This window comes from Streptomyces sp. NPDC026301 (assembly GCF_055567935.1).
Window position 1 is genome coordinate 297,931 of record NZ_JBVHPN010000009.1, and the last position, 24,383, is coordinate 322,313.

At 71.3% G+C, this 24,383-nt stretch carries 26 protein-coding genes; 17 read left to right on the top strand and 9 right to left on the bottom strand.

All coding sequences use genetic code 11. The features are described from left to right. Window positions 1–84: 84 nt before the first annotated feature. The 10 genes from ACZ4MH_RS18470 (at window position 85) to ACZ4MH_RS18515 (ending at window position 8,565) form a co-directional block, all read left to right on the top strand. Window positions 85–522: a hypothetical protein gene (locus tag ACZ4MH_RS18470; protein WP_351598239.1), complete on the top strand. Its 438-nt coding sequence runs from the start codon at window positions 85–87 to the stop codon at window positions 520–522. Window positions 523–801: 279 nt separating this feature from the next. After that, on the top strand, window positions 802–1,605 hold the full coding sequence (gene atpB, locus ACZ4MH_RS18475; RefSeq protein ID WP_351598255.1) for a F0F1 ATP synthase subunit A: 804 nt from the start codon (window positions 802–804) through the stop codon (window positions 1,603–1,605). 78 nt (window positions 1,606–1,683) lie between these two features. Then, window positions 1,684–1,935 carry an ATP synthase F0 subunit C gene (gene atpE / locus ACZ4MH_RS18480; RefSeq protein ID WP_351598242.1) on the top strand — a complete coding sequence of 84 codons (252 nt, stop codon included), beginning with the start codon at window positions 1,684–1,686 and terminating at the stop codon, window positions 1,933–1,935. Between the two features lie 41 nt (window positions 1,936–1,976). After that, window positions 1,977–2,546, top strand: a complete 570-nt coding sequence (locus ACZ4MH_RS18485) for a F0F1 ATP synthase subunit B (RefSeq protein ID WP_351598244.1) — start codon at window positions 1,977–1,979, stop codon at window positions 2,544–2,546. Continuing rightward, window positions 2,543–3,358 carry a F0F1 ATP synthase subunit delta gene (locus ACZ4MH_RS18490; RefSeq protein ID WP_467754571.1) on the top strand — a complete coding sequence of 272 codons (816 nt, stop codon included), beginning with the start codon at window positions 2,543–2,545 and terminating at the stop codon, window positions 3,356–3,358. Before ACZ4MH_RS18485 ends, ACZ4MH_RS18490 begins: the two co-directional genes overlap by 4 nt. 154 nt (window positions 3,359–3,512) lie before the next feature. Next, entirely contained in the window at window positions 3,513–5,102 is a 1,590-nt protein-coding gene (gene atpA, locus ACZ4MH_RS18495) for a F0F1 ATP synthase subunit alpha (RefSeq protein ID WP_351598647.1), read from the top strand. A gap of 20 nt (window positions 5,103–5,122) precedes the next feature. Further along, the gene (locus ACZ4MH_RS18500; protein ID WP_351598649.1) at window positions 5,123–6,043 is read left to right on the top strand and encodes a F0F1 ATP synthase subunit gamma; all 921 of its coding nucleotides are present in this window, start codon (window positions 5,123–5,125) and stop codon (window positions 6,041–6,043) included. Further along, window positions 6,043–7,485: a F0F1 ATP synthase subunit beta gene (atpD, locus tag ACZ4MH_RS18505; RefSeq protein WP_351598651.1), complete on the top strand. Its 1,443-nt coding sequence runs from the start codon at window positions 6,043–6,045 to the stop codon at window positions 7,483–7,485. The genes ACZ4MH_RS18500 and atpD overlap by 1 nt, the downstream gene beginning before the upstream one ends. Window positions 7,486–7,594: 109 nt before the next feature. Continuing rightward, complete coding sequence (locus tag ACZ4MH_RS18510; RefSeq protein ID WP_223735126.1) at window positions 7,595–7,978, top strand: F0F1 ATP synthase subunit epsilon; 384 nt, start codon at window positions 7,595–7,597, stop codon at window positions 7,976–7,978. Between the two features lie 119 nt (window positions 7,979–8,097). Next, window positions 8,098–8,565: a DUF2550 domain-containing protein gene (locus ACZ4MH_RS18515; RefSeq protein ID WP_351598654.1), complete on the top strand. Its 468-nt coding sequence runs from the start codon at window positions 8,098–8,100 to the stop codon at window positions 8,563–8,565. Between the two features lie 81 nt (window positions 8,566–8,646). Here the strand turns inward: ACZ4MH_RS18515 and ACZ4MH_RS18520 are convergent, their stop codons facing one another. After that, window positions 8,647–9,360, bottom strand: a complete 714-nt coding sequence (locus ACZ4MH_RS18520; protein ID WP_351598656.1) for a response regulator transcription factor — start codon at window positions 9,358–9,360, stop codon at window positions 8,647–8,649. Next, the gene (locus tag ACZ4MH_RS18525) at window positions 9,357–10,550 is read right to left on the bottom strand and encodes a sensor histidine kinase (RefSeq protein ID WP_351598658.1); all 1,194 of its coding nucleotides are present in this window, start codon (window positions 10,548–10,550) and stop codon (window positions 9,357–9,359) included. Before ACZ4MH_RS18525 ends, ACZ4MH_RS18520 begins: the two co-directional genes overlap by 4 nt. Before the next feature lie 160 nt (window positions 10,551–10,710). On the opposite strand from ACZ4MH_RS18525, the gene ACZ4MH_RS18530 reads away from it, so the two are divergent. Further along, complete coding sequence (locus tag ACZ4MH_RS18530; protein ID WP_351598686.1) at window positions 10,711–11,292, top strand: hypothetical protein; 582 nt, start codon at window positions 10,711–10,713, stop codon at window positions 11,290–11,292. On the opposite strand, the gene ACZ4MH_RS18535 is transcribed toward ACZ4MH_RS18530, so the two are convergent. Further along, on the bottom strand, window positions 11,293–11,865 hold the full coding sequence (locus ACZ4MH_RS18535) for a cob(I)yrinic acid a,c-diamide adenosyltransferase (RefSeq protein ID WP_351598660.1): 573 nt from the start codon (window positions 11,863–11,865) through the stop codon (window positions 11,293–11,295). Window positions 11,866–11,999: 134 nt separating this feature from the next. Here ACZ4MH_RS18535 and ACZ4MH_RS18540 point away from each other — a divergent pair, with 134 nt between their 5' ends. The 4 genes from ACZ4MH_RS18540 to ACZ4MH_RS18555 all read left to right on the top strand — a co-directional run bounded on the left by ACZ4MH_RS18540 (window position 12,000) and on the right by ACZ4MH_RS18555 (window position 16,991). Further along, complete coding sequence (locus ACZ4MH_RS18540; RefSeq protein WP_351598662.1) at window positions 12,000–12,641, top strand: TetR/AcrR family transcriptional regulator; 642 nt, start codon at window positions 12,000–12,002, stop codon at window positions 12,639–12,641. A 136-nt stretch (window positions 12,642–12,777) separates the two neighbouring features. Further along, on the top strand, window positions 12,778–13,626 hold the full coding sequence (locus ACZ4MH_RS18545; protein ID WP_351598664.1) for a 3-hydroxyacyl-CoA dehydrogenase family protein: 849 nt from the start codon (window positions 12,778–12,780) through the stop codon (window positions 13,624–13,626). A gap of 145 nt (window positions 13,627–13,771) precedes the next feature. Further along, window positions 13,772–14,095, top strand: coding sequence for an STAS domain-containing protein (locus tag ACZ4MH_RS18550; protein WP_031051797.1), 324 nt, complete (start codon window positions 13,772–13,774; stop codon window positions 14,093–14,095). A gap of 286 nt (window positions 14,096–14,381) precedes the next feature. Further along, complete coding sequence (locus ACZ4MH_RS18555; protein WP_351598667.1) at window positions 14,382–16,991, top strand: ATP-binding protein; 2,610 nt, start codon at window positions 14,382–14,384, stop codon at window positions 16,989–16,991. Between the two features lie 90 nt (window positions 16,992–17,081). On the opposite strand, the gene nucS is transcribed toward ACZ4MH_RS18555, so the two are convergent. After that, a complete protein-coding gene (gene nucS, locus ACZ4MH_RS18560) occupies window positions 17,082–17,744 on the bottom strand; it encodes an endonuclease NucS (RefSeq protein ID WP_030258485.1) in 663 nt (220 codons plus the stop codon). Between the two features lie 282 nt (window positions 17,745–18,026). Between nucS and ACZ4MH_RS18565 the strand changes: the two genes are divergently transcribed. Next, window positions 18,027–18,419: an SCO5389 family protein gene (locus tag ACZ4MH_RS18565; RefSeq protein WP_030258482.1), complete on the top strand. Its 393-nt coding sequence runs from the start codon at window positions 18,027–18,029 to the stop codon at window positions 18,417–18,419. 233 nt (window positions 18,420–18,652) lie between these two features. Here the strand turns inward: ACZ4MH_RS18565 and ACZ4MH_RS18570 are convergent, their stop codons facing one another. Beyond that, window positions 18,653–19,681 (bottom strand): LLM class flavin-dependent oxidoreductase, encoded by a 1,029-nt coding sequence (locus ACZ4MH_RS18570; protein ID WP_351598670.1) that lies wholly within the window; start codon window positions 19,679–19,681, stop codon window positions 18,653–18,655. Window positions 19,682–19,872: 191 nt separating this feature from the next. Between ACZ4MH_RS18570 and ACZ4MH_RS18575 the strand changes: the two genes are divergently transcribed. Next, the gene (locus ACZ4MH_RS18575; protein ID WP_351598672.1) at window positions 19,873–20,190 is read left to right on the top strand and encodes an ATP/GTP-binding protein; all 318 of its coding nucleotides are present in this window, start codon (window positions 19,873–19,875) and stop codon (window positions 20,188–20,190) included. An 84-nt stretch (window positions 20,191–20,274) separates the two neighbouring features. Here ACZ4MH_RS18575 and ACZ4MH_RS18580 read toward each other — a convergent pair whose 3' ends face one another. The 4 genes from ACZ4MH_RS18580 to ACZ4MH_RS18595 all read right to left on the bottom strand — a co-directional run bounded on the left by ACZ4MH_RS18580 (window position 20,275) and on the right by ACZ4MH_RS18595 (window position 24,383). Further along, entirely contained in the window at window positions 20,275–21,057 is a 783-nt protein-coding gene (locus ACZ4MH_RS18580; protein ID WP_467754580.1) for an ABC transporter permease, read from the bottom strand. A gap of 299 nt (window positions 21,058–21,356) precedes the next feature. Next, on the bottom strand, window positions 21,357–22,622 hold the full coding sequence (locus ACZ4MH_RS18585) for an ABC transporter ATP-binding protein (protein ID WP_351598676.1): 1,266 nt from the start codon (window positions 22,620–22,622) through the stop codon (window positions 21,357–21,359). Window positions 22,623–22,719: 97 nt separating this feature from the next. After that, complete coding sequence (locus ACZ4MH_RS18590; protein WP_351598678.1) at window positions 22,720–23,610, bottom strand: hypothetical protein; 891 nt, start codon at window positions 23,608–23,610, stop codon at window positions 22,720–22,722. Further along, a complete protein-coding gene (locus ACZ4MH_RS18595) occupies window positions 23,610–24,383 on the bottom strand; it encodes an ABC transporter permease (RefSeq protein ID WP_351598680.1) in 774 nt (257 codons plus the stop codon). The genes ACZ4MH_RS18590 and ACZ4MH_RS18595 overlap by 1 nt, the downstream gene beginning before the upstream one ends.

Genomic DNA, 24,383 nt, shown 5'->3' on the forward strand with positions numbered 1-24,383 from the left:
GCCACACGGCTCGTCATCTCGCCGTCGTGCCGGGTCTACGCTCGTCCGCGAGCACACCTGCCCCCACCCCGCCGGAGCGCCGCCATGCAGTCACATGACGCTCGCCTGTTTCTTCGTTGCCTCGTCCCCACGCTCGTCGTCGGCGCCCTCGCCGTCGTCGTCAGTGCGCTGGTGGCCGGCGGAAAGGGCGCGACCGGTGCCGCGGTCGGTGTGGTGCTGGTGCTCTTCGTGATGGGTGTCAGCCTCGTCGTCCTGCAGCAGACCGCGAAGAAATACCCTTCGCTGTTCCAGATGATGGGGCTGCTGCTGTACGCGGTACAGATCCTGATCGTCGCGGTCTTCCTGATGGCGTTCAAGGACACGGCCCTTTTCGACACCAAGACCTTCGCGTTCTCGCTGCTCGCCGCCACCCTCGTGTGGATCGGCGCACAGGCCCGCGGGTACATGAAGGCGAAGATTCTCTACGTCGACCCCGACGCCGCCGAAGCGAAGCGCGCGGAAACGGCGGGGTCCACGACGTGAGACGTAGGGCCGGGATAAACGCAGCCGCGAGAGCCTGCTATCGTCCGGTGCCATCTGCGGCACAGTTGGCGCAGGCGGCGCGGCTCCCGAGTCCCCCGGGGCAGGAGGACGACCAACTCCTGCGGCCCCCGCCTGTGATACGAACCGGCCCAGTGCCGATGTGCCGCCCCCAAATCCGTAAGACCAGTCCAGTGCCGTTCCGCGGATCAACGCCGCGCCGACACAACGAGGTTGCCGTACCTATGCGCCACGCTGAAGGAGCTCGCGGTGAGTGCTGACATGAATACGCTCGCCTTTAATACCGAGTGTCACCTCTTCATTCCAGGGTGTGGCTTCGAGGCTCCCGGCCTGCACTCGTTCGTCTTCGACCCGCTCTTCTCGATCGGCAGCTTCAACTTCAACAAGCCGATGCTGCTGGCTCTGCTGAGCACGGTCGTCGTCGTGTGGTTCTTCTGGGCCGCATTCGGCCGGGCGAAGGTCGTGCCGGGCAAGCTCCAGATGATCGGCGAAGCGGGTTACGACTTCGTGCGCCGCGGGCTCGTTTACGACGCGCTCGGCAAGAAGGAGGGCGAGAAGTACGTCCCCTTCATGGTCGCGCTGTTCTTCTTCGTGTGGATCATGAACCTGTGGTCGATCATTCCGGTCGCCCAGTTCCCGGTGACGTCGGTCATCGCCTTCCCCGCGGGCCTGGCCATCGTGGTCTGGCTGCTGTGGGTGAGCCTCACCTTCAAGAAGCACGGGTTCGTCGGCGGCTGGAAGAACATCACCGGCTTCGACAAGTCGCTCGGCTGGGTTCTGCCGCTGATCGTCGTGCTGGAGTTCGTCTCGAACCTGATCATCCGGCCGTTCACGCACGCGGTCCGACTGTTCGCGAACATGTTCGCGGGCCACATGCTGATCGTGATGTTCACGATCGCCAGCTGGTACCTGCTGAACGGTGTCGGCGTCGTCTACGCCGGTGCCTCGTTCGTCATGACCATTCTGATGACCGCCTTCGAGCTGTTCATCCAGGCCGTCCAGGCGTACGTGTTCGTGCTGCTGGCCTGCAACTACGTCCAGGGCGCGCTCGCCGAGCACCACTGAGCACCCCGCCTCCCCGATAACCACCAGACGTCCGGTGGCCAACCCCCACCGGTCCGTGCAAGAGAAGGAAGTAACGGCATGTCCGCTGCTCTCGACATGGTCAACCTCGCCGCCACCGACACCGTGTCCGGCAACGTCGCCGCCATCGGCTACGGCCTCGCCGCGATCGGCCCCGGCGTCGGCGTCGGCATCATCTTCGGTAACGGCACCCAGGCCCTGGCCCGCCAGCCCGAGGCCGCCGGCCTGATCCGCACCAACCAGATCATGGGTTTCGCCTTCTGTGAGGCGCTCGCCCTCATCGGCATCGTCATGGGCTTCGTTTACAAGTAAACCGAGCGCATCGACGAACCCTTTAGACGGAAGGCATTGATGTGAACGCCCTGATCCTGGCGAGCGAGGTCGAGGTTCCCGAGAACCCGCTCGTGCCGCCGATCCCAGAGCTCATCATCGGCCTGATCGCCTTCTTCATCGTTTTCGGCTTCCTCGCCAAGAAGCTTCTTCCGAACATCAACAAGGTTCTGGACGAGCGCCGTGCGGCGATCGAAGGCGGCATGGAGAAGGCGGAGGCCGCGCAGGCCGAGGCTCAGCAGGTCCTCGAGGACTACCGGGCCCAGCTCGCCGACGCCCGCCACGAGGCCGCGCGTCTGCGCCAGGAGGCGCAGGAGCAGGGCGCCGCGCTCATCGCCGAGATGCGCGCGGAAGGCCAGCGGCAGCGTGAGGAGATCATCGCCGCCGGTCACGCCCAGATCGAGGCTGACCGGAAGCAGGCCGCGCAGACGCTGCGTCAGGACGTGGGCAAGCTCGCCACCGACCTGGCCGGCAAGCTCGTCGGTGAGTCCCTCGAGGACCACGCCCGGCAGAGCCGCACGATCGACCGCTTCCTCGACGAGCTCGAGACGAAGGCGGCGACCGACACGGCGAAGGCCGAGGCCGGCCGATGAATGGAGCGAGCCGCGAGGCACTGGCCTCCGCACGCGAGCGTCTCGACGCGCTGACGGACAACGCGACCGTCGACGCGGCGAAGCTCGCCGAGGAGCTGGCTGCCGTCACCGCGCTGCTCGACCGCGAGGTGTCGCTGCGTCGGGTCCTCACCGACCCGGCGCAGGCCGGCGAGGCCAAGGCCGAGCTGGCCGGGCGCCTGCTGGGCGGCCAGGTCGGCGGCGAGACCGTCGATCTGGTCTCCGGCATGGTCCGCTCCCGCTGGTCGCAGTCGCGCGACCTGGTGGACGGCATCGAGGAGCTGGCGTACAGCGCCGACCTCGTCGCCGCACAGCGGTCCGGTGCGCTCGACGACGTGGAGGACGAGCTGTTCCGGTTCGGCCGGATCGTCTCCTCCTCGCCCGAGCTGCGCTCCGCACTGGTCGACCGCCGGGCGGACAACGCGGCCAAGGCCGAGCTGATCCGCTCGCTGCTGGGCGGCCGCGCCAACGCGGTCACCGAGCGGCTGGTGGTCCGACTCGTCGCACAGCCGCGGGGCCGTAGCCTGGAGGCAGGGCTGGACTCCCTGTCCAGGCTCGCCGCGCACCGCCGGGACCGGCTGGTCGCGGTGGTCACCTCCGCGGTGCCGATCAGCGAGACGCAGAAGCAGCGCCTGGGCGCTGCGCTCACCTCGCTGTACGGCCGGCAGGTCCACCTGAACCTCGACGTGGACCCCGAGGTCCTCGGCGGCGTGCAGGTGCGCATCGGTGACGAGGTCATCAACGGGACCATCTCCGAGCGCCTGGAAGAGGCGTCCCGGCGGATGGCCGGCTGAGGCAGCCAACCAACTCAACAGCATGAGCAGCGGCCCGAGTTGGGCCGTAACGCAGGGAACAGCAACAGGGGGCGAACCCGCCCTCTGCCTGCGGCGGGGGAGCCCATGCCCCGCAACAAGACTTCGGGCCCAACAAGGAGAGCAGGGAACCCAGATGGCGGAGCTCACGATCCGGCCGGAGGAGATCCGGGACGCGCTGGAGAACTTTGTCCAGGCGTACAAGCCGGACGCGGCCTCGCGCGAGGAGGTCGGGACGGTCAGCGAGGCCGGTGACGGCATCGCGAAGGTCGAGGGACTTCCCTCGGCGATGGCGAACGAACTGCTGAAGTTCGAGGACGGCACCCTCGGCCTCGCGCTGAACCTCGAAGAGCGCGAGATCGGTGCGGTCGTCCTCGGTGAGTTCAGCGGTATCGAGGAGGGCCAGCCGGTGCAGCGCACCGGTGAGGTGCTCTCGGTCGCCGTGGGCGAGGGCTACCTCGGCCGCGTCGTCGACCCGCTGGGCAACCCGATCGACGGCCTCGGCGAGATCGAGTCCGAGGGCCGCCGCGCCCTGGAGCTGCAGGCTCCGGGCGTCATGGTCCGTAAGTCGGTGCACGAGCCGATGCAGACCGGCTACAAGGCCGTCGACTCGATGGTGCCGATCGGCCGCGGTCAGCGTCAGCTGATCATCGGCGACCGCCAGACCGGCAAGACCGCGCTGGCCGTCGACACCATCATCAACCAGCGCGACAACTGGCGCTCGGGCGACCCGAAGAAGCAGGTCCGCTGCATCTACGTCGCGGTCGGCCAGAAGGGCTCCACCATCGCGTCCGTGCGCGGCGCCCTGGAGGAGGCCGGCGCCCTGGAGTACACGACGATCGTCGCGGCTCCGGCGTCCGACCCGGCGGGCTTCAAGTACCTCGCGCCCTACACCGGCAGCGCCATCGGCCAGCACTGGATGTACCAGGGCAAGCACGTCCTGATCATCTTCGACGACCTGTCGAAGCAGGCCGACGCCTACCGCGCCGTCTCGCTGCTGCTGCGCCGTCCGCCGGGCCGTGAGGCCTACCCGGGCGACGTCTTCTACCTGCACTCGCGTCTGCTGGAGCGCTGCGCGAAGCTGTCGGACGACATGGGCGCCGGCTCGATGACCGGTCTGCCGATCGTCGAGACCAAGGCGAACGACGTGTCGGCGTTCATTCCGACCAACGTCATCTCCATCACCGACGGCCAGTGCTTCCTGGAGTCCGACCTGTTCAACGCGGGCCAGCGCCCGGCGCTGAACGTCGGTATCTCGGTCTCCCGAGTCGGTGGCTCCGCCCAGCACAAGGCCATGAAGCAGGTCTCCGGCCGACTGCGTGTGGACCTCGCCCAGTTCCGTGAGCTGGAGGCGTTCGCCGCCTTCGGTTCCGACCTGGACGCGGCCTCCAAGGCGCAGCTGGCCCGCGGTCAGCGCATGACCGAGCTGCTCAAGCAGGGCCAGTACCAGCCGATGCCCGTCGAGGAGCAGGTCGTCTCCATCTGGGCCGGTACCACCGGCAAGATGGACGACGTCCCGGTGGAGGACATCCGCCGCTTCGAGCGCGAGCTGCTGGACTGGATGGGCCGCGAGAAGAAGGAACTGCTCACCGGCATCGTCGAGGGCGGGAAGATGTCCGACGACACCATCCAGGCCCTGACCGACTCGGTCTCCACCTTCAAGCAGCAGTTCGAGACCTCGGACGGCAAGCTGCTCGGTGAGGACGCTCCGGGCGCCGGCAAGTGACGACGGAAGGGACCTGATCCATGGGAGCCAAGCTCCGGGTCTACAAGCGTCGCATCCGCTCCGTCACCGCGACCAAGAAGATCACCAAGGCGATGGAGATGATCGCCGCCTCGCGCATCGTCAAGGCGCAGCGCCAGGTGGCGGCATCGACGCCGTACGCGAGTGAACTGACCCGCGCGGTGACGGCGGTTGCGACCGGCTCGAACACCAACCACGCCCTGACGACCGAGGTGGAGAACCCGACCCGGGCCGCGATCCTGCTCATCACGAGCGACCGCGGCCTCGCGGGCGGCTACTCCTCCAACGCCATCAAGGCCGCCGAGCAGCTCACCGAGCGGCTCAAGGGCGAGGGCAAGGAGGTCGACGCCTACATCGTCGGCCGCAAGGGTGTGTCGTACTACGCCTTCCGCGAGCGCAAGGTCGTGGATTCGTGGACCGGCTTCACCGACAGCCCGACGTACGCGGACGCCAAGGCGGTCGCGGCGCCTCTCATCGAGGCCGTACAGCGGGACACGGCCGAGGGCGGCGTGGACGAGCTCCACATCGTCTTCACCGAGTTCGTGTCGATGATGACGCAGACGCCGGTCGACGACCGGCTGCTGCCGCTCAGCCTCGACGCTTCGGCGGACGAGGAAGAGCAGGCCAAGACCGAGCTGCTGCCGCTGTTCGACTTCGAGCCGTCGGCGGAGGACGTCCTGGACGCCCTGCTGCCGCGGTACGTCGAGTCGCGCATCTACAACGCGCTGCTGCAGGCCGCCGCCTCCAAGCACGCCGCCACCCGGCGTGCGATGAAGTCGGCGACCGACAACGCGGAAGAGCTCATCAAGTCGCTCTCGCGGCTTGCCAATGCGGCCCGACAGGCCGAAATCACCCAGGAAATCAGCGAGATCGTCGGTGGCGCCAGCGCCCTGGCCGACGCGACCGCGGGGAGTGACAAGTAATGACGACCACTGTTGAGACGGCCGCCGCCACGGGCCGCGTCGCCCGGGTCATCGGCCCGGTCGTCGACGTGGAGTTCCCCGTCGACGCGATGCCGGAGATCTACAATGCGCTGACCGTCGAGGTCGACGACCCGGCCGAGGCCGGTGTCCGCAAGACGCTGACCCTCGAGGTCGCCCAGCACCTGGGCGACGGCCTGGTCCGCGCGATCTCGATGCAGCCCACCGACGGTCTGGTCCGCCAGGCCGCGGTGACCGACAAGGGCGAGGGCATCACCGTCCCCGTCGGCGACGTCACCAAGGGCAAGGTGTTCAACACCCTCGGCGAGATCCTCAACAAGCCGGAGGCGGCTTCCGAGGTCACCGAGCGCTGGGCGATCCACCGCAAGGCCCCGAGCTTCGACCAGCTCGAGTCCAAGACCGAGATGTTCGAGACCGGCGTCAAGGTCATCGACCTGCTGACCCCGTACGTCAAGGGCGGCAAGATCGGTCTGTTCGGTGGTGCCGGTGTCGGCAAGACCGTGCTGATCCAGGAAATGATCTACCGCGTCGCCAACAACCACGACGGTGTGTCGGTGTTCGCGGGCGTCGGTGAGCGTACCCGTGAGGGCAACGACCTCATCGAGGAGATGACCGAGTCCGGCGTCATCGACAAGACCGCGCTGGTCTTCGGCCAGATGGACGAGCCCCCGGGCACCCGTCTGCGGGTCGCGCTGGCCGGTCTGACGATGGCGGAGTACTTCCGTGACGTCCAGAAGCAGGACGTCCTCTTCTTCATCGACAACATCTTCCGGTACACCCAGGCGGGTTCCGAGGTGTCCACCCTGCTGGGCCGCATGCCCTCCGCGGTGGGTTACCAGCCGAACCTGGCGGACGAGATGGGCCTCCTGCAGGAGCGCATCACCTCGACCCGTGGTCACTCGATCACCTCGATGCAGGCGATCTACGTCCCCGCGGACGACCTGACCGACCCGGCGCCGGCGACCACCTTCGCGCACCTGGACGCGACGACCGTTCTGTCGCGTCCGATCTCGGAGAAGGGCATCTACCCGGCGGTGGACCCGCTGGACTCGACGTCCCGCATCCTGGACCCGCGGTACATCACGCAGGAGCACTACGACTGCGCGATGCGCGTGAAGACGATCCTGCAGAAGTACAAGGACCTGCAGGACATCATCGCGATCCTCGGTATCGACGAACTGGGCGAGGAGGACAAGCTCACCGTCCACCGTGCCCGTCGTATCGAGCGCTTCCTGTCGCAGAACACCCACGTGGCGAAGCAGTTCACCGGTGTCGACGGCTCGGACGTGACGCTGGACGAGTCCATCACCGCGTTCAACGCCATCGCCGACGGTGACTACGACCACTTCCCCGAGCAGGCGTTCTTCATGTGCGGTGGCATTGAGGACCTCAAGGCCAACGCCAAGGAGCTGGGCGTCTCCTGACCCCGGCTTCCGGATCCGGGGGCGGCCGTGGCCGCCCCCGGGCCCGACGCCCACTAGTATTTGACCCGACATCTGCTGTACCCGGCAGGTGGAGACCCGAGGAGCCATCGTGGCTGAGCTGCACGTCGAGTTGGTCGCCGCGGACCGTCAGGTCTGGTCCGGCGAGGCCAGCCTGGTCGTCGCGCGCACCTCGTCGGGCGACATCGGCGTCATGCCCGGTCACCAGCCGCTGCTCGGCGTGCTGGAGTCCGGTCCGGTGACGATTCGTACGACCGGCGAAGGCGGGGACGGCACGGTCGTCGCCGCGGTGCACGGCGGCTTCATCTCGTTCGCCGACAACAAGCTTTCTCTGCTCGCGGAGATCGCCGAGCTGTCGGACGAGATCGATGTCCAGCGCGCGGAGCGGGCCTTGGAGCGGGCGAAGTCGGAGGCCGACGCGGCCGCCGAGCGCCGCGCCGATGTCCGGCTGCGTGCGGTGGCAGGCGTTCACTGAACCCTGTCACAGACGAGCTTTACCCTCAGCCGCGGGCTGCGCTGGAATCCTCCAGAGCGGTCCGCGGCTGAGCCGATGCAGGTGCGTTTCCCGAATACGAGGCGAGGAGGTCGGTGGAGATGGTCCTCGCTCTGTGTGTGAGCGCCGCGGTCGTCGTCCTGGTACTACTGGGGCTCTTCGTCTTCGGACTGCGGCGGCGGCTGATCCAGCGGTCCGGCGGCACGTTCGACTGCAGTCTGCGCTGGGACGTGCCCGCCGCGGCGGCCGTCACGGCGGCGGACGGCGAGCCCAGCGGCAAAGGCTGGATCTACGGTGTGGCCCGGTACAACGGCGACCGCATCGAGTGGTTCCGGGTCTTCTCCTATGCGCCACGTCCACGGCGCGTCCTGGAGCGGGCCTCCATCGAGGTACTGGAGCGGCGCAGCCCGGAGGGCGAGGAAGAGCTCGCCCTGCTCTCCGACTCCATCGTCCTCGCCTGCCGGCATCGCGGAACGCGCCTGGAGCTGGCGATGAGCGAGGACGCGCTCACGGGCTTCCTGGCGTGGCTGGAAGCGGCACCACCCGGACAGAGGGTCAACGTGGCCTGACGACTGTCCGGGTTTTGTGTTTTCCGGGGGGCTGCCGGGGGCCGGGGGTGTCGGGGGTGCCGTCCGGGACGGTCTAACGGTCTAAGGGCCCTCGCGGCGGGCCGCGCCGAGGCCCAGTTCCCGGGCGAGCACGGCGGCCTGTACCCGGCTGCGCAGCTCCAGCTTGTTCAGCAGCCGGCTGACGTGCGTCTTGACCGTGGCCTCCGCCATGTCCAGGCGCCCCGCGATGTCCGCGTTGGACAGCCCTTCCCCGAGACAGCCCAGTACCTCGCGCTCCCGGGGCGTGAGCACGTCGAGCGCCGCGGTGTCCGGCGCCGGGGCGGCCGGGCGCGGCGCGGCGAATTCGGCGATCAGCCGCCGGGTGACGGCGGGCGCGATGATCCCCTCCCCGGCCGCCACCGTACGGACCGCCGCCAGCAGCGTCGCCGCGTCGCTGGTCTTGAGCAGGAACCCGGCAGCGCCCGCGCGCAGCGCCCCGAAGACGTACTCGTCCAGGTCGAAGGTGGTCAGCACCAGTACGTCGGCCAGTCCCCGCCCGGTGATCTCCCGGGTGGCCGAGACGCCGTCGAGCCGGGGCATCTGTACGTCCATGAGCACCAGGTCGGGGCGGAGCGCGGCGGCCAGCCGTACCGCCTCCTCGCCGTCGGCCGCCTCGCCCGCCACCTCGATGTCGGGCGCCGAGCGCAGGATGAGGACCAGGCCCGCACGGACGGCCGACTGGTCCTCGGCCACCAGCACCCGGATCGGCTGGCCGGGGGTGTGGGTGCTGCGGGTGGGATCGGTGCGGTCGGTCATCGGGGGTGCTCCTTCTCGTCCGCGGGCAGTGTTGCCCGTACCCGCCACACGTCGCCGTCGGGCGCCGCGTCGAACGTGCCGTGCAGCAGGGCGGCCCGCTCGCCCATGCCGACCAGGCCGGAGCCGGAGCCGGGCGCGCGCGGGCCGGGGCGGCGGCCGTAGGGGCTGGTGACGGTGACGGCCAGGGCGGCGCCGTCGCGGGCGAGGCGGATCGTCACCTCACCCGGTACCGCGTGCTTGAGCGCGTTGGTCACGGACTCCTGGACGATGCGGTACGCGGCGAGCTCCACCGGCGCGGCGAGCGCCGGGCCGCCGGGCGGGCGGTCGTCCGTGAGCGTGAAGGTGAGCCCGCTGCCGGCGCCGTGGCCGCGGGCCCGCTCCAGGAGGGCGTCCAGGGCGTCGAGGCGGGGCGTGGCGGCGGAGGTCTCCTGGCCGCCGGCGCCACGCAGGAGGCCGATGAGGCGGCGCATCTCGGCCAGGCCCTGCACGCTGTTCTCGCGGATGACGCCGAGCGCTTCCCGGGTGGCGGCGGGCTCGTCGACGGCCTGCGCGGCGGTGGCGTGCAGGGCGATGGCGGAGAGGTGGTTCGCGACCATGTCGTGCAGCTCGCGGGCCATCCGGGCGCGTTCGGCGAGTACCGCCTCGCGGCGGTCCAGCTCGGCCAGCAGGGCGGTCTGCTCGGCGCGCAGCCGGGCGGCCCGGGCGGCCTCGCGGTGGTTGCGGATGATGACCGCGGTCCAGGCCGGGCCGATCGTGCCGACGCCCACGGCGACGCCGATGAGCAGCGCCTGCGGGTCGCGGAGCAGGGCGACGGGCAGCAGCGTGGCGAGGACGGTGGCCAGCACGCAGGCGCGCGGGACGCGGCGGGCCGTGGCCGGGGAGCCGTACATGACGGCCGCGTAGACCACGTCGGTGAACATCAGGACGGTGGCGATCACCGTGCCGGTGAGTACGTCCAGGGCGAGGGCCGGGACGGCGACGGCCAGCGCGGCACCGGGGGCGGTGCGGCGCAGCAGCTCGGCGCCGGCCATCGCGGCGAGGGCGAGCAGCGCGAGCCGCGCGGGCAGGCCGAACAGCGGCGGGCCGCCGTGCAGTCCGAGGAACCACAGCAGGACGCCGCCGAGCAGGCCGGACGCCGCGATGAGGACGTCGTCGCGGTGCGGGCGGGCGGGGGCGCTGAAGGGGCTCACCCGGCCATCCAACAACGCCGCCGCGCCCCGGACCTCCCCATCGGCGACGATCCGCCGCCGGCGCCGGGTACATCGAAGGATGCAGTACGGGATCGTCATGCGCGACGACGAAAGGCGCGTGCGCGGCGGCGAGGCTGGAGGGGAGCGAAGGGAGCGCGCCGTGATCGTGACGCTGGTCGTGCTGTGTGAGGTCGGATTCTGGGTGCTGCTGGCCGTGGGGCTGGCGCTGCGCTACCTGGCGCGGATGCCGCGCACCGGGGCCGCCGTCCTGCTGATGGAGCCGCTGCTGGAGCTGGTCCTGCTCGTCGTGACGGTGCTGGACCTGCGCAACGGTGCGCAGGCGGACTGGAAACACGGGCTGGCCGCGGTCTACATCGGCTTCACGGTCGGCTACGGCCACTACACGATCCGGTGGGCGGACGCGCATGTCGCGCACCGCTTCGGAGGCGGGCCGAAGCCGCCGGGCGCGGGCTACGGCCGGGCACGGGCGGTCCACGAGTGGAAGCTGTGGCTGCGGACGGTGGTGATGGGCGTGGTCGCGGCCGGGCTGCTGCAGGCCGCGATCTGGTACGTGGGCGACGGCGACACCGCGTCCCTGCGGTCCTGGCAGGCCACCGTGGCCCGCATCGTGGGCATCCACGGGCTGATCGCCCTCACGTACACGATCTGGCCCAAGAAGCCGAAGCGGGACGGTTCCGAGGCCGCCGCGGGGGAGCGGCCCCGAACCCTGACCAAGCCCTGATCAGCGCTCCCCGCCGGGCACCCACAGCACGTCGCCGAGCTCCTTGTTGGCGGTGCGCGCGAGGATGAACAGCAGGTCGGAGAGGCGGTTCAGGTAGGTGGCGGTGAGCGTGTTCATGGTCTCGCCGTGCACCTCCAGGGCCGCCCAGGTGGACCGCTCGGCGCGGCGCACCACCGTGCACGCCTGGTGCAGCAGCGCCGCGCCGGGCGTGCCGCCGGGCAGGATGAAGCTGCGCAGCTTCTCCAGCCGCTCCAGGAAGCGGTCGCAGTCCGCCTCCAGCTTGTCGATGTAGCTCTGCTCCACGCGCAGCGGCGGGAACTCCGGGTTCGCAACGACCGGCGTCGACAGGTCGGCACCCACGTCGAAGAGGTCGTTCTGGACGCGGACGAGGACCTTGACGACCTCCTCGGGGAGGTCGCCGAGGGCGATGGCGCTGCCGATGACGGCGTTCGCCTCGTTGGCGTCGGCGTAGGCCGCGATCCGCAGATCGGTCTTGGCGGTCCGGCTCATGTCGCCGAGGGCGGTGGTGCCCTGGTCGCCGGTACGGGTGTAGATGCGCGTCAGATTGACCATGGCGTCAGCGTAGTGACGCGCCCGCCCTGCGGAAGACACGTGTGCCGACCGTCACGGCGGGCAGCGCGCGTCAGTGAGACTTTGCATTGACCCTAATTTTTAAGGCGGTGCAAGGTGGGCCTTAGGATCCCTTCATGGCCGAGGGACTGAGGGCGCGCAAGAAGCGGCAGACCAGGCAGCAGCTGTCGGATGTGGCCACCGGGCTGTTCGTGGAGCGCGGTTTCGACGCGGTGACGATCGCCGAGATCGCCGAGGCCGCCGAGGTCTCCGTCAATACGGTCTACAACTACTTCCCGGCCAAGGAGGATCTCTTCCTCGACCGCGGCGAGGAGCTCGTGGACCGGCTCTCGCGGTGGGTGCGCGCCCGGGACGTGGGGGAGTCGGCCGCCGGCGCCGTCCTGCGCGAGCTGCGCGCCGAGGTGGAGGCGGTCTCGCCGCGGGTCGGACTGTTCGAGGGGTACGAGCAGTTCATGCGGGTCATCCATGGGGCGGCGTCGCTCAAGGCCCGGCTGTGGTACCTCCAGCAGGAACAGCTGGAGCACCTGGAGCGGACCCTGGGGGAGGAGAGCGGCACCGCGGACGACGACCCGATGCCGGCACTGATCGCGGGCCAGCTCAACTGGGTGCACGCCACGCTCATGGGCACCATCGGCCGCGAGATGGCCGCCGGGCGCAAGCCTGCCGAGGTCTCCCGCGAGGCGCTCGTGCTGCTGGACGAGATCGAGGAGCTGCTGAGCGAACGGGTCCTCAATTACGCCGTGCGTCCCATGAGCTGACGGCCGGGGGGTAGTCCGGTGTGATGTCCGTCATGTGAGACGTGACGCGCATCTCTATCCCTCCAAACGACGGCGAACGAGCGCTAACGTCGCTCGGAAGACATCGTGAAGTGCACAGGGTGTGAGGGGTCATTCAGTGGCAAAGAAGCTCGCCGTCATCGGGGCCGGACTCATGGGTTCCGGCATCGCGCAGGTCTCCGCCCAGGCGGGCTGGGACGTGACCCTCCGGGACGTCACCGACGGCGCGCTGGCCCGCGGCAAGGCCGGCATCGAGGCGTCGTACGAGAAGTTCGTCGCCAAGGGCAAGCTGGACGCGGCCGCCGCCGAGCAGGCGCTGGCCCGCATCACCACCAGCACCGACCTCGAAGCGGCGGCCGACGCCGACATCGTCGTCGAGGCCGTCTTCGAGAAGATCGAGGTCAAGCGGGAGATCTTCCAGACGCTGGACAAGCTGGTCCGGGACGAGGCGGTGCTGGCCTCCAACACCTCCGCCATCCCGATCACCAAGATCGCGGCGGCCACCGAACGCCCCGAGCGGGTCGTGGGCACGCACTTCTTCTCGCCGGTGCCGATGATGCAGCTGTGCGAGCTGGTGCGCGGTTACAAGACCAGCGACGAAACCCTCGCCACCGCGCGGGAGTTCGCCGAGTCGGTCGGCAAGACCTGCATCGTCGTCAATCGCGATGTGGCCGGTTTCGTCACCACCCGCCTGATCTCCGCGCTGGTCGTCGAGGCCGCCAAGCTGTACGAGTCGGGCGTGGCCACCGCCGAGGACATCGACACCGCCTGCAAGCTGGGCTTCGGTCACGCGATGGGCCCCCTGGCCACCGCCGACCTCACGGGCGTCGACATCCTCCTGCACGCCACCGAGAACATCTACACCGAATCGCAGGACGAGAAGTTCGCGCCGCCGGAGCTCATGCGCCGCATGGTGGACGCCGGAGATATCGGCCGCAAGAGCGGGCAGGGATTCTACGAGCACTGAGGAACCGGGCCGCGGCACACCCGTTCAGGCGTCACTCCTGGGAGTGATTTCGGTATCGGTTCGCTTACAGGCGGCAACTTCGTCGTGTGAGAGGCAGTCAGTTCTGTAGACGCAAAAACATTTCGCATCACCACGGGGAGCGCATATGCACATCAAGGGCGACCACGCCGAGCTGGTCGTCGGGGGCCGCCTCGACGTCCGCAGCGCGGCGGACGCCCGTACGGCCCTGCACACCGCCGTCGACTCCGGTTGCGGCGATCTCGTGCTGGACCTGACCGAGCTGGATTCCTGGGACGCCACCGGACTCGGCGTGATCATGGGAGCGCACCGCCGCGCGGGCCGGGTGAACCGCCGGCTCGTGCTGCGCGGGGTGCCGCCCCAGATGCAGCGCCTGCTGGTGGCCACACGGTTGCACCGCATTCTGGCCATTGAGGGCGGCCTCGAAGCGGAGTCGCTGCCGCGCGTCTGAGGCTCGCGTGACCTGCGAGTGGCCGCGCGGCCGCCGGTAACTGAGAGGCGTAAGCGGTACATACGGCTTGATCCTCACGAATCCGTGACGTAGCGGGCAGAGCAGGACCCCGGCGCATCGTAGATACTGTCCGCAGGCTTAATGTTCGGTTCTCGTCGCGCCCCGAGCGGCCGCGGCGGACACCGGGCCAGAAGCGGCGGCCGGGGCCACCCGCCCCGGCCCGGTCGGGGAGTGCGGACGGCCGGAAGAGCAGTCGGCACGCCACGCATCTGGGGGGCTTGAGTCCATGGATCCGCACAACGGCCGGCGGCCGGAGGAGCACAGCGCGCAGGACCACCCTGCCGACCCGCTGCCGTCCGGCGCCGGCAGTCCGCAGTTCGTGCCGCCGGACGGCCCGGCCCGTACCGCCCGGCTGGTCACCGGCGACTATCTGCTCACCGTCAATCCCGTCGACGGCAGCGAGATCGAGCCGACGCCGCCGGGCGAGGAGCCGGGCACGCCGCAGAAGCACTCGCCCAAGGAGCGCGCCGAGCGGGCCCGCGCGACGAGCGCCCCGCCGGTGCCGCCCGGCGGCCTCGGCCACCCCGTGGACCGGCTCCCGCTGCTGGAGCGCCAGGAGGAGACCGAGCGGCTGACCCGGCTGCTCACCCGCGGCCGCTCCGTACGCCTCACCGGCCCCTCCGGCGCGGGCCGCACCCGGCTGCTGGACGCGGTCGCCACCGGTTGCGCCGGCCTGGCGCCCGACGGCGTCGTCCGGCTCTCCGGGTACCGCCGCACGGCCACCGACCTGATGTACGACCTGTTCGCCGCCGTGTACCGGGCGCCGAGCTACCGCCCGGGCCGCCCCGAGCTGCTCGCCGCACTGGCCGGCGTCGGCGCCGTGGTGGTCGTGGACGACCTGGAGTTCGGCGGCGCGGCGCTGGAGGAGCTGCTGGGCGCCACGCCCGAGTGCGCGTTCCTGCTCTCGGCCACACCCGACGTGCCCGCGCCCTCGGCCGCCTCGCACATCGAAGAGGTCTTCGTCGCCGGCCTCGGCCGCGCCGCCTGCCAGGAGCTGCTGGAGCGCGCCGCGGGCCGGCCGCTGACCGACGAGGAGGCCGCCTGGGCGGGCGACCTGTGGTTCGAGTCCGAGGGGCTGCCGCTGCGCTTCCTGCAGGCCGGCGCGGTGCTGCGGCAGCGCGACCGGCGGAGCGCGGACGCGGCGGGGAACGCAACGGCGGGCGATGGCGCTGCGGGGGACAGCGCGGAGAGCGATGGCGCGGCGGGGGACAGCGCGGAGGGCGACGGCGTCCCGGACGGCGTTGAGTCCGAGGGTACGGACGGGACCGGTGACGCGGCCGGGGCGCAGCCGCCGCTGCCCGGCATCCCCCAGGCCGCTTCCTTCGCCGCGATGATCGCGGAGCGGCTCGCGCCGGCCGCGCAGGACGCGCTGCGGCTGGCCGTCGCCCTCGGCGGCGACCTCCCGCACCCCACCCACCTGCCCGCGCTCTTCAAGGATCCCCGCGCGGACGCCGCCCTGGGCGACCTGCTGGCCTGCGGGCTGATCAGCCCGGCCGGCACCCACTACCGCCTCGCGGCGACCGTACTGGACCAGCTCACCGCCGCCGGGTACGCGGAGGGCGCGGCCGGCCGCGCCCACGCGGCGGCCCAGCACTACTCCTGGTGGGCCGGGCACCACTCGGTCGCCCCCGAGCGGGCGGCCGCCGAAGCCGACGCGCTGCTCGCCGTGATGGCCCGGCTCACCGCGAGCCGGGAGTCCGGGCACGCCAGCGCCGCCGTACTGCTCGCCCGTACGGCCGCCCCCGCGTTCGCCGCAGCGCTGCAGTGGAACGCCTGGGAGCGCAGCCTCCGGCACGGCCAGGAGGCCGCCAGGATCGCCGGCGAGGTCGGCGAAGAGGCGTACTTCCACCACGAGTTGGGTGTCCTCGCGCTCTGCCTGGGCAACCTGGACAAGGCACGCGCCGAGCTGGAGGCGTCCATCGGGCTGCGCGGCGCGCTCGCCGACCGGCGCGGCGCCGTCGCGGGGCGGCGCGCCCTCGCGCTGGTCGCCGACCGCACCGGCGTCCCGGTGTCCCCGGAGATCACCGCGGCCGCCGTGGCGGCGGCCGGCGAGGAACTCCCGCACACGGGGACCGACGAGTCCGCCTCGCCGCCCGGCTCGCCGACCGCCGTCACCACGCCGGTGCCGCGCGTGGACGAGACCGCGGCGACCGTGGTGAGCCCCGCGGTGAAGGCCGCGGCGGGCCCGGCGGGCGCGAAGAAGAAGCGGGCAGCGGTGTTCACCGGCGCGCGCCGCAACATGGTCGCGGCCGGCGCGGGCGCGCTGCTGGCCGCCGTACTGGGCACGATCGTCACGCTCGGCGCCACCTCCGGCGGCGACGCCCCGGCGAACAAGGTGAAGTCCGGCCAGTCCGCCGAGGAGAGCAAGGACAGCGGCGGCCTGACCGCCGACGAGCCGAGCCACGGCGCGACCGGCGGCCCGGGCGCCTGGGACAGCAGTACGGGCGCGCGGACCGGTGCGCCCGCCACGTCCGGCAGCGCCCGCCCCGGCGACCCGGCCACCAGCGCGAAGCCCGGCAGCCCCGGCTCGACGCAGCCGAGCGACCGGCCGACGGACTCCACGGGCAAGCCGACGACGCCCTCCGGCAAGCCGACCGGCCCGACCGGGAAGCCGCCGACGAGCAAGCCCACGACGCCGACGGCCAAGCCCACCGAGCCGACGGAGGACCCGACCACGCCGACGGAGGAGCCGACCACGCCGGAGCCGACGTCCGGCACCTCGGAGTCCCCCTCGCAGTCCGAGAGCGGCCCGTCCGCGAGCAGCCCGATGAGCGGCGGACCGGGCAGCGGCTCCGCCTCCGGGACCGCGTCCGACTCGGCTGAGCCGACCGCCTGACCGGCCCGTACCGCCGTACATGTAGCAGCGGCCCGCCCGCGGAACCTCTCGCGGGCGGGCCGGCGCGTACGTACGAGGCGGCCGGGGGCCTTAGAACAGCCGCAGCTTGTCGTCCTCGATGCCGCGCAGCGCGTCGTAGTCCAGGACGACGCAGCCGATGCCGCGGTCGGTGGCCAGCACCCGGGCCTGCGGCTTGATCTCCTGGGCCGCGAACACGCCCTTCACCGGCGCCAGGTGCGGGTCACGGTTGAGGAGTTCGAGGTAGCGGGTGAGCTGCTCGACGCCGTCGATCTCGCCGCGCCGCTTGATCTCCACGGCGACCGTCGCACCGTCCGCGTCCCGGCACAGGATGTCCACCGGGCCGATCGCGGTGGGGTATTCACGCCGAATCAGGGAGTACCCCTCGCCGAGCGTGTCGATCCGGTCGGCGAGCAGCTCCTGGAGGTGCGCCTCCACGCCGTCCTTGATGAGACCCGGGTCCACGCCGAGCTCGTGGGAGGAGTCGTGCATGATCTCCTCCATCGTGATGATGAGCTTCTCGCCGCCCTTGTTCTCCACGGTCCACACGTCGCCGTCGCCGCCCTTGAGGGTGCACGGCGGGGACATCCAGTTGAGCGGTTTGTAGGCCCTGTCGTCAGCGTGGATGGAGACGCTGCCGTCTGCCTTGACCAGGATCAGACGGGGAGCGGAGGGCAGGTGGGCGGTGAGCCGGCCGGCGTAGTCCACGGAGCAACGGGCGATGACGAGACGCATGGTGCGCCACGCTACTCGACGCCGGGTGGTCCACGCGATTCGCCCAGGGGCGTACGCGGTGTACCCGTACGACGGCGCGAGCGCGCGCGGGGCGACGTTGCGGGGGAAACCACCGCAGCCCCGACGGGCTCGCGTGGCCGGTTGTGTGCGCAATCTCCTGGTGCGGGCAAGAAAGGCGGAATACCGTTGACGCGGGGGGTCGTGACGCGGACACGCTGCGTGGCGGTCCCTCGTACTGTCCCTGAGGCTCCGCCCCTTATGGAGCCGCGAGAGGAGAACCTCATGTCGCTCGACGTCTCACCGGCCCTCCTCGAACAGGCCGAGCGAGGCGAGGTCGACGAAGCCGCATTTGTCGACTGCGTCCGGACCTCTCTGCCCTATGCATGGGAGATGATCAGCTCGCTGGTGGCCCGGCTGAAGGTGGACGGCGGAGAGTTCGCCGACAACCTGACCCCGCCGCCCGACGAGCAGGCGCGCGGCCAACTGCTGCGAGCACTGGCGAGTGACGCGATACGCGGGTCGCTCGAACGCCACTTCGGCGTGCGACTGGCGTTCCAGAACTGTCACCGGGTCGCGGTCTTCCCGCTCGACCCGTCGGCGGACGACCGCCTGGCCCGTTTCACCTCCGTGCGTGGCCAGCTGCTGAACCAGTCACCCGAACTGCGCGACTGCTGATGGGAGTTGCCGCTGCCGCGTGCATGGGATGTGACGCCGGAGAGGCGTCAGCACGTGAGCGGCGGCATCCGCAACGGTCCGCCGGCGAGGCTCTCCGGCCTCGCCGGCAGGCGGACCGCCCATCGGGCACATGAAGGCTCTCTTCGGACCCCCCAGCCCCCGGGGTCCTCTCGCCCGGAGCATCGGCCCAGTGGTACTCAGGACGGCAGCGGTACTCAGGACAGCATCGGTACTCAGGACAGCATCGGCAGGACCTCTTTGCCCAGCCGGCGGATGTTCTCCTCCGTCACGGCGAGGTCGCCGGAACCCTCGACCAGCAGCGCGTGGCGCCTGATGCCGGTCCGCTCCGCCCTCGCGGCGAGCCGGTCCGCACAGTCCTCCGGCGTCCCGACCGGGTGCAGGCCGCAGAGCAGCTCGGTGTAGGCCAGCGGGTCCCGCATGGCGCGGCGCCGGCCGTCGACCGTGACATGGGCCGAGAGTCCCTGGCGCAGCCAGCCGGGCATCGACTTCAGCAGCGTCTCCCTGGCGTCCTGCCGGGAGTCGGCGATCTGCACCACGCCCGCCGAGATGTGCCCGGCCGCCGCGACCTCGTCCGGATCCCGCCCCGCGGCCAGCGCCGTACGCCGCCAGCAGGCGACCATCTCGGCCCTTTCCTCGTCCCCCGAGTGCATGCCCAGCAGCATCGGCAGGCCGCGCTCGGCCGCCAGCCGCACCGAGCGGGGAGAAGTGCAGGCCACGACCACCGGGGGGCCGTCCCGCCCGGCCGGCTCCTCGGCGGGTCGCGGCACCACCGCCACGTCCCGGAAGGCGAACCGCGCACCGGCCGCCCCGACGCGCGGCTCGCGCAGCCAGCGCAGCAGCAGGTCCAGCGACTCCGGGAACCCTTCCTCGTACGCCGCAAGGCCGCACCCGAAGACCTCCAGGTCGACCCACGGCCCGCCCCGCCCGACACCGAGCGTGAACCGCCCGCCGGACGTCAGATGCAGCAGCGCCGCCTGCTCACCGACCGCGACCGGGTGCGCGGTCGGCAGGACGCTCACGGCCGTGCCGACTCCGATGCGGTGCGTACGCCCCAGCAGCTGTGCTGCCAGGGTCACCGCCGACGGACAGATGCCGTACGGCACGAAATGGTGCTCGGCCACCCAGACCTCGTCGAGCCCGGCCTCCTCGGCCACCTCGGCGGACCGCATGGCCCGGTGCAGTGTCTCCCCCTCGCCCTGTCCCGGAAACTGGGCGGCCAGAATGAAAGCCCCAACGCGCATCGCTCTTCTGCCTCCTCGCAGCCGACGCGACATCCCCCTTACAGGCAACAACGGCTGACACGTGCCAAAGGCACGGCTCCCGACGGAGTTTCCTGATGATCGCAGCATTGCGACGGAGGGTCCGGGACCCCGGCCGGTCGTCGTAGGCTGGTGACAGCCCGTTACTCCCCCGAGAAGTCCCGAGGTGCCCAGTGTCCCCCCGTCGAAACCGTCCGCGCGGCGGTGAGAACCCCTCGGATCGCGTGGGTGTCGCGCGCTACGGCCTGGAGCGTACGGAGGAGTGGCGCGGCGAGGAGTGGTACGTACGGCAGATCGGCGGCGGCGCGGCGGCCAAGCACTACCGCTGCCCGGGCTGTGACCAGGAGATCCCGCCCGGCGTGCCGCACGTGGTCGCCTGGCCGCAGTACAGCGACGGCGACGACCGGCGGCACTGGCACAAGGCGTGCTGGAACGCGCGGGACCGCCGGAGCGCCCGGCTCCAGCGGTCCCGTAACGCGCCCAGATACTGACCCCGGACACGGCGCTTTCCGGACGTCCTGCGGTCTCCGGACGTCCGGCTGCTCGGACGTTCCGCTGCTCAGGCGTCCCGCTGCCTAGACGTCCCGCTGGTGCAGCGCGACGAAGGCGCCGCCGAGGACTACGGCCGTCAGCCCTGTCATGATCCACAGCGGTTCCCAGCCCGAGGGGCCGGTCGCGGCGACGGCGTTGCTGTACATCACGCCGAGCTGGCTGGGGATGGAGTACTCGAACAGGAACTGCCGCAGGTCCCGCAGGCTCTCCGCCATCATGAACAGCGCCAGCACCAGCGGCAGCAGCACCAGGCCGATCATGATGGTGATGGCGCCCGCCGAGTGCCGGAGCAGCGCGCCGACGGACAGCGCGAGCAGGCCGAGCATCGCGACGTAGAGGCTCACGCCGACCGTCGCCTTGAACCACTCCGAGCCGCTCGGCGTGGCGCCGCCCTGGCCGCTGAGCACGCCGGTCTCGAGCAGCGCGACCAGTGTCGTGGTGACGGCGGTGACCACGAAGGACAGCAGGAAGAAGACGATCGCCTTCGCGGCGAGCACCCGCGCCCGGCTGGGGCAGGCGGTCAGCGTCGTACGGATCATGCCGGTGCCGTACTCGGAGGAGACGCACAGCACGCCCAGCGTGATCACGCACATCAGGCCGAGCAGCATGCCGGGCATGCCCAGGCCGAGCGGTGACTCGCCGCCCAGGCTGGTGCCGGCGGCGGAGACGATGAGGGCGGCGCCGGCTCCGATGCCGAGCACGAGGACGATCATCACGCTGAGCGTCCACACGGTGGAGCGGACCGACTTGATCTTCGTCCACTCCGAGGCCAGCGCGTGCCCGAGGTGCGCCTGCCGCACGGGTATGGGCGAGACGTAACCGCCCCCGGAGAACTGCGGCTGCGGGGGAGCGGCGGCGTACGCGGGCTGCTGCCGGGGCTGAGCGACGGGCTGCTGCGGCGGCTGCGCGGGGGCCTGCTGCGGCTGCTGGGCCTGCGGCTGCGGCTGGGGCTGTGCCTGCGGTTGCGGCTGGGGCTGCGGCTGTGCGCCCGGCTGCGGCCCGGCGGCCCGCGGTCCGACGGCGTTCAGCATCATCGTGCCCTCGTCCTGGCGGGGCGGCTGCTGCGGCTGCGGCTGCTGCGGCTGCTGCGACTGGTCCGGGCTGGTCATCGGGCGTCCTCGCTGTGCTGCTGGGTCGGGTCGGCGGGGGCGGCGTGCTGCTGCGGCTGGGCCTGCGGTTGCTGGGGCGGCGCCGGGGGCGCTCCGTACGGGCCGGGCACCGGCGCGCCCTGCGGCTGCGCGCCGTACGGGCCGGGCTGTCCGGGCTGTCCGGGCTGTCCGGCGTACGGACCGGGCGCCCCGGCCTGCGCGCCGTACGCACCGGCGTACGGGTCACCCGCGTACCCCTGCGGCGGCAGCCCACCAGGCATCCCGCCAGGCACCCCACCGGGTACCCCGCCCGGTATGCCCCCGGGCACCCCACCGGGCATGACGCCCGGTACGGCCTGCGGGGGGACCGCCGAGCGGTAGTCCACCGCGCCCTGCGTCAGCTGCATGTACGCCTCTTCCAGGGACGCCTGGTGCGGCGACAGCTCCCAGAGCCGGACCCCGGCCTCGTGCGCCAGGTCGCTGATCCGCGGCAGCGCCAGCCCCGTGACGCGCAGCGCCCCGTCCGGCTCCGGTACGACCTGGCCGCCCGCCTCGCTCAGCGCGGAGGTCAGCTTCTCGCCCTGCGCGGGCTCGGTGTCGGGCGTGCGGACGCGCGCGAAGCCGGCCGAGTTGGCGGCGATGAAGTCCGTGACGTTCATGTCGGCCAGCAGCTGGCCGCGCCCGATCACGATCAGGTGCTCGGCCGTCAGCGCCATCTCGCTCATCAGGTGCGAGGAGACGAAGACCGTACGGCCCTCGGACGCGAGCTGCTTCATGAGGTTGCGGACCCACAGGATGCCCTCGGGGTCCAGGCCGTTGACGGGCTCGTCGAAGAGCAGCACCTGCGGGTCGCCGAGCATCGCGGCGGCGATGCCGAGCCGCTGTCCCATGCCCAGCGAGAAGCCCTTGGACCGCTTCCGCGCCACGTCCTGCAGGCCGACCAGGCCCAGTACCTCGTCCACCCGGCGGGCCGGGATCCCGGAGAGCTGCGCGAGCGACAGCAGGTGCTGGCGGGCGCTGCGGCCGCCGTGCACGGCCTTCGCGTCCAGCAGCGCGCCCACCTGGCGCGTCGCGTTCGGCAGTTTGCGGAAGGGGTGGCCGCCGATCGTCACGTGCCCCGAGGTCGGGTTGTCCAGGCCCAGGATCATGCGCATCGTCGTGGACTTCCCGGACCCGTTGGGCCCCAGGAAGCCGGTCACTGTCCCCGGCCGTACCTGGAACGACAGGTTGTGCACGGCCGTCTTGGCGCCGTAGCGCTTCGTCAGGCCGACTGCCTCGATCATTCTCCGCCCCTCGCGAGATGGTGTGGGGCACGGCATGCCGAAGTGACCTCATGCCCCCGTGAGGGTTAGGAGGCTATCGAGCCATTGACGGTTCCGCTCAATCCCCGCGTGTCGGTGACCGGCGAAGTCCCGCTTCGCCCCCGATGGGCGGCAGATCGTCGTACGTCCGGACCTCCGCGTCGTCGTCCACATAAGGGGCGAACTCCTGCTGCGGCAGCACCTGGCCCTCCGCGCGGAAGATCTGCCGCGCCTGCGACCGCACCGCGCCGTCCGCCGCGGCCCGCGCCACCCACCCCTTCGGATCGGGCCCGAGAATCCGCCGCAGGGCCGCCGAACCGGCCAGCAGCGCGGCGAGCAGCGCCGGCTGCGGCCCGGCAGGGCGCGGCCCGCCGTCCGGCCCCGCCAGTACGCCGTGCCGGCTGACGTACAGGTACGCGCCGCTCAGCCGCTCCCCGGACGGCAGCGTCATGGGGAACCGGTCGCCGGGCAGCAGGACACGGTGGTACTGCGCCTCCGTCGCGTCCACGACCTCCAGTTGCGCGGCGTCCAGCCACCCCGCCACGAGCGTCACTTCGGAGTGCGGGTCGGTGAACGGCGCGGCGGCCACGTAACCCGGCGTACCGATGTGCGCAGAGCTGCCCACCCCGATGCCGCGCAGCCGTACCGGGGCCATCGGGACGGCCGCGGGGACGCCGCGCCGGGTGAGCTTGTACGAGACCTGCGCGGGGCAGGCGTTGGAGCCGACGGCGAGGACGGGGTGGCGCTGCCCTGCGGGCAGCAGGCCGCGGGCCCGCAGCACGTCGTCGAGCGTGCGGTCCGGATCCGGGCCGAGCCGCCAGCCGCCGACCCGGTGCGGGCCGGGGACCGCGGTGAGCGGCAGCAGCGTCCCGCCGTCCAGCAGCGCGGGCGCCGTCACCGGCCGCCCCGGATACGCCAGCGGCTGCAGGGCCGGGACGGCGCCGAGCCCCGGCGCTCCCACGGGCAGCACTACGCGTCCCGCTTCTTCAGGAAGAGGTATCCGGCGATCAGCGCGGCGATGACCCACAGGGCCATGATGCCGAGGCCGCCCCACGGGCCGTAGGGGACGTCGTCGCCGGTGGGCACCACCTTCATGACCTTCTGGCCCGCCTGGTCGGGGAGGTACCGGCCCAGCTTCCGGGTGGCCGAGACGGCGCCGAGGATGTTGGAGATCAGGAAGAAGAACGGCATCAAGATGCCCAGCGAGAGCATCGGACTGCGCAGCACGGCGGCCACGCCCATGGAGAACAGCGCGATCAGCGTCATGTAGAGCGCGCCGCCGAACACCGCGCGCAGCACGCCCGGGGCGCCCAGCCCCACCCGGAGGTCGGCGCCCAGCATGGCCTGGCCCACGGAGAAGGTGACGAAGCTGGTCACCAGGCCCACGACGAACGCGAGCAGGGTGGCCACCGCGATCTTGCAGAAGAGGAAGGTGCCGCGCTGCGGCACGGCGGCCAGGGAGGTGCGGATCATGCCGGTGCTGTACTCGTTGGCGACCACCAGCACCCCGAAGACGATCATCGCGAGCTGGCCGAGGCCCATCCCGGCGAAGGCCGTGTTGGTGGCGTCGAAGGTGAGCCGCTCGCGGATCGGCATGGAGCCGAAGTCGTTCTTGACGAGCAGGCAGATCACCGCGCCCAGTACGACCGTGACGACCACGGCGATGCCGAGTGTCCACACCGTGGAGCGCACCGACCGGATCTTGGTCCATTCCGAGGTGAGGACCTGGGAGACCACCGCCAT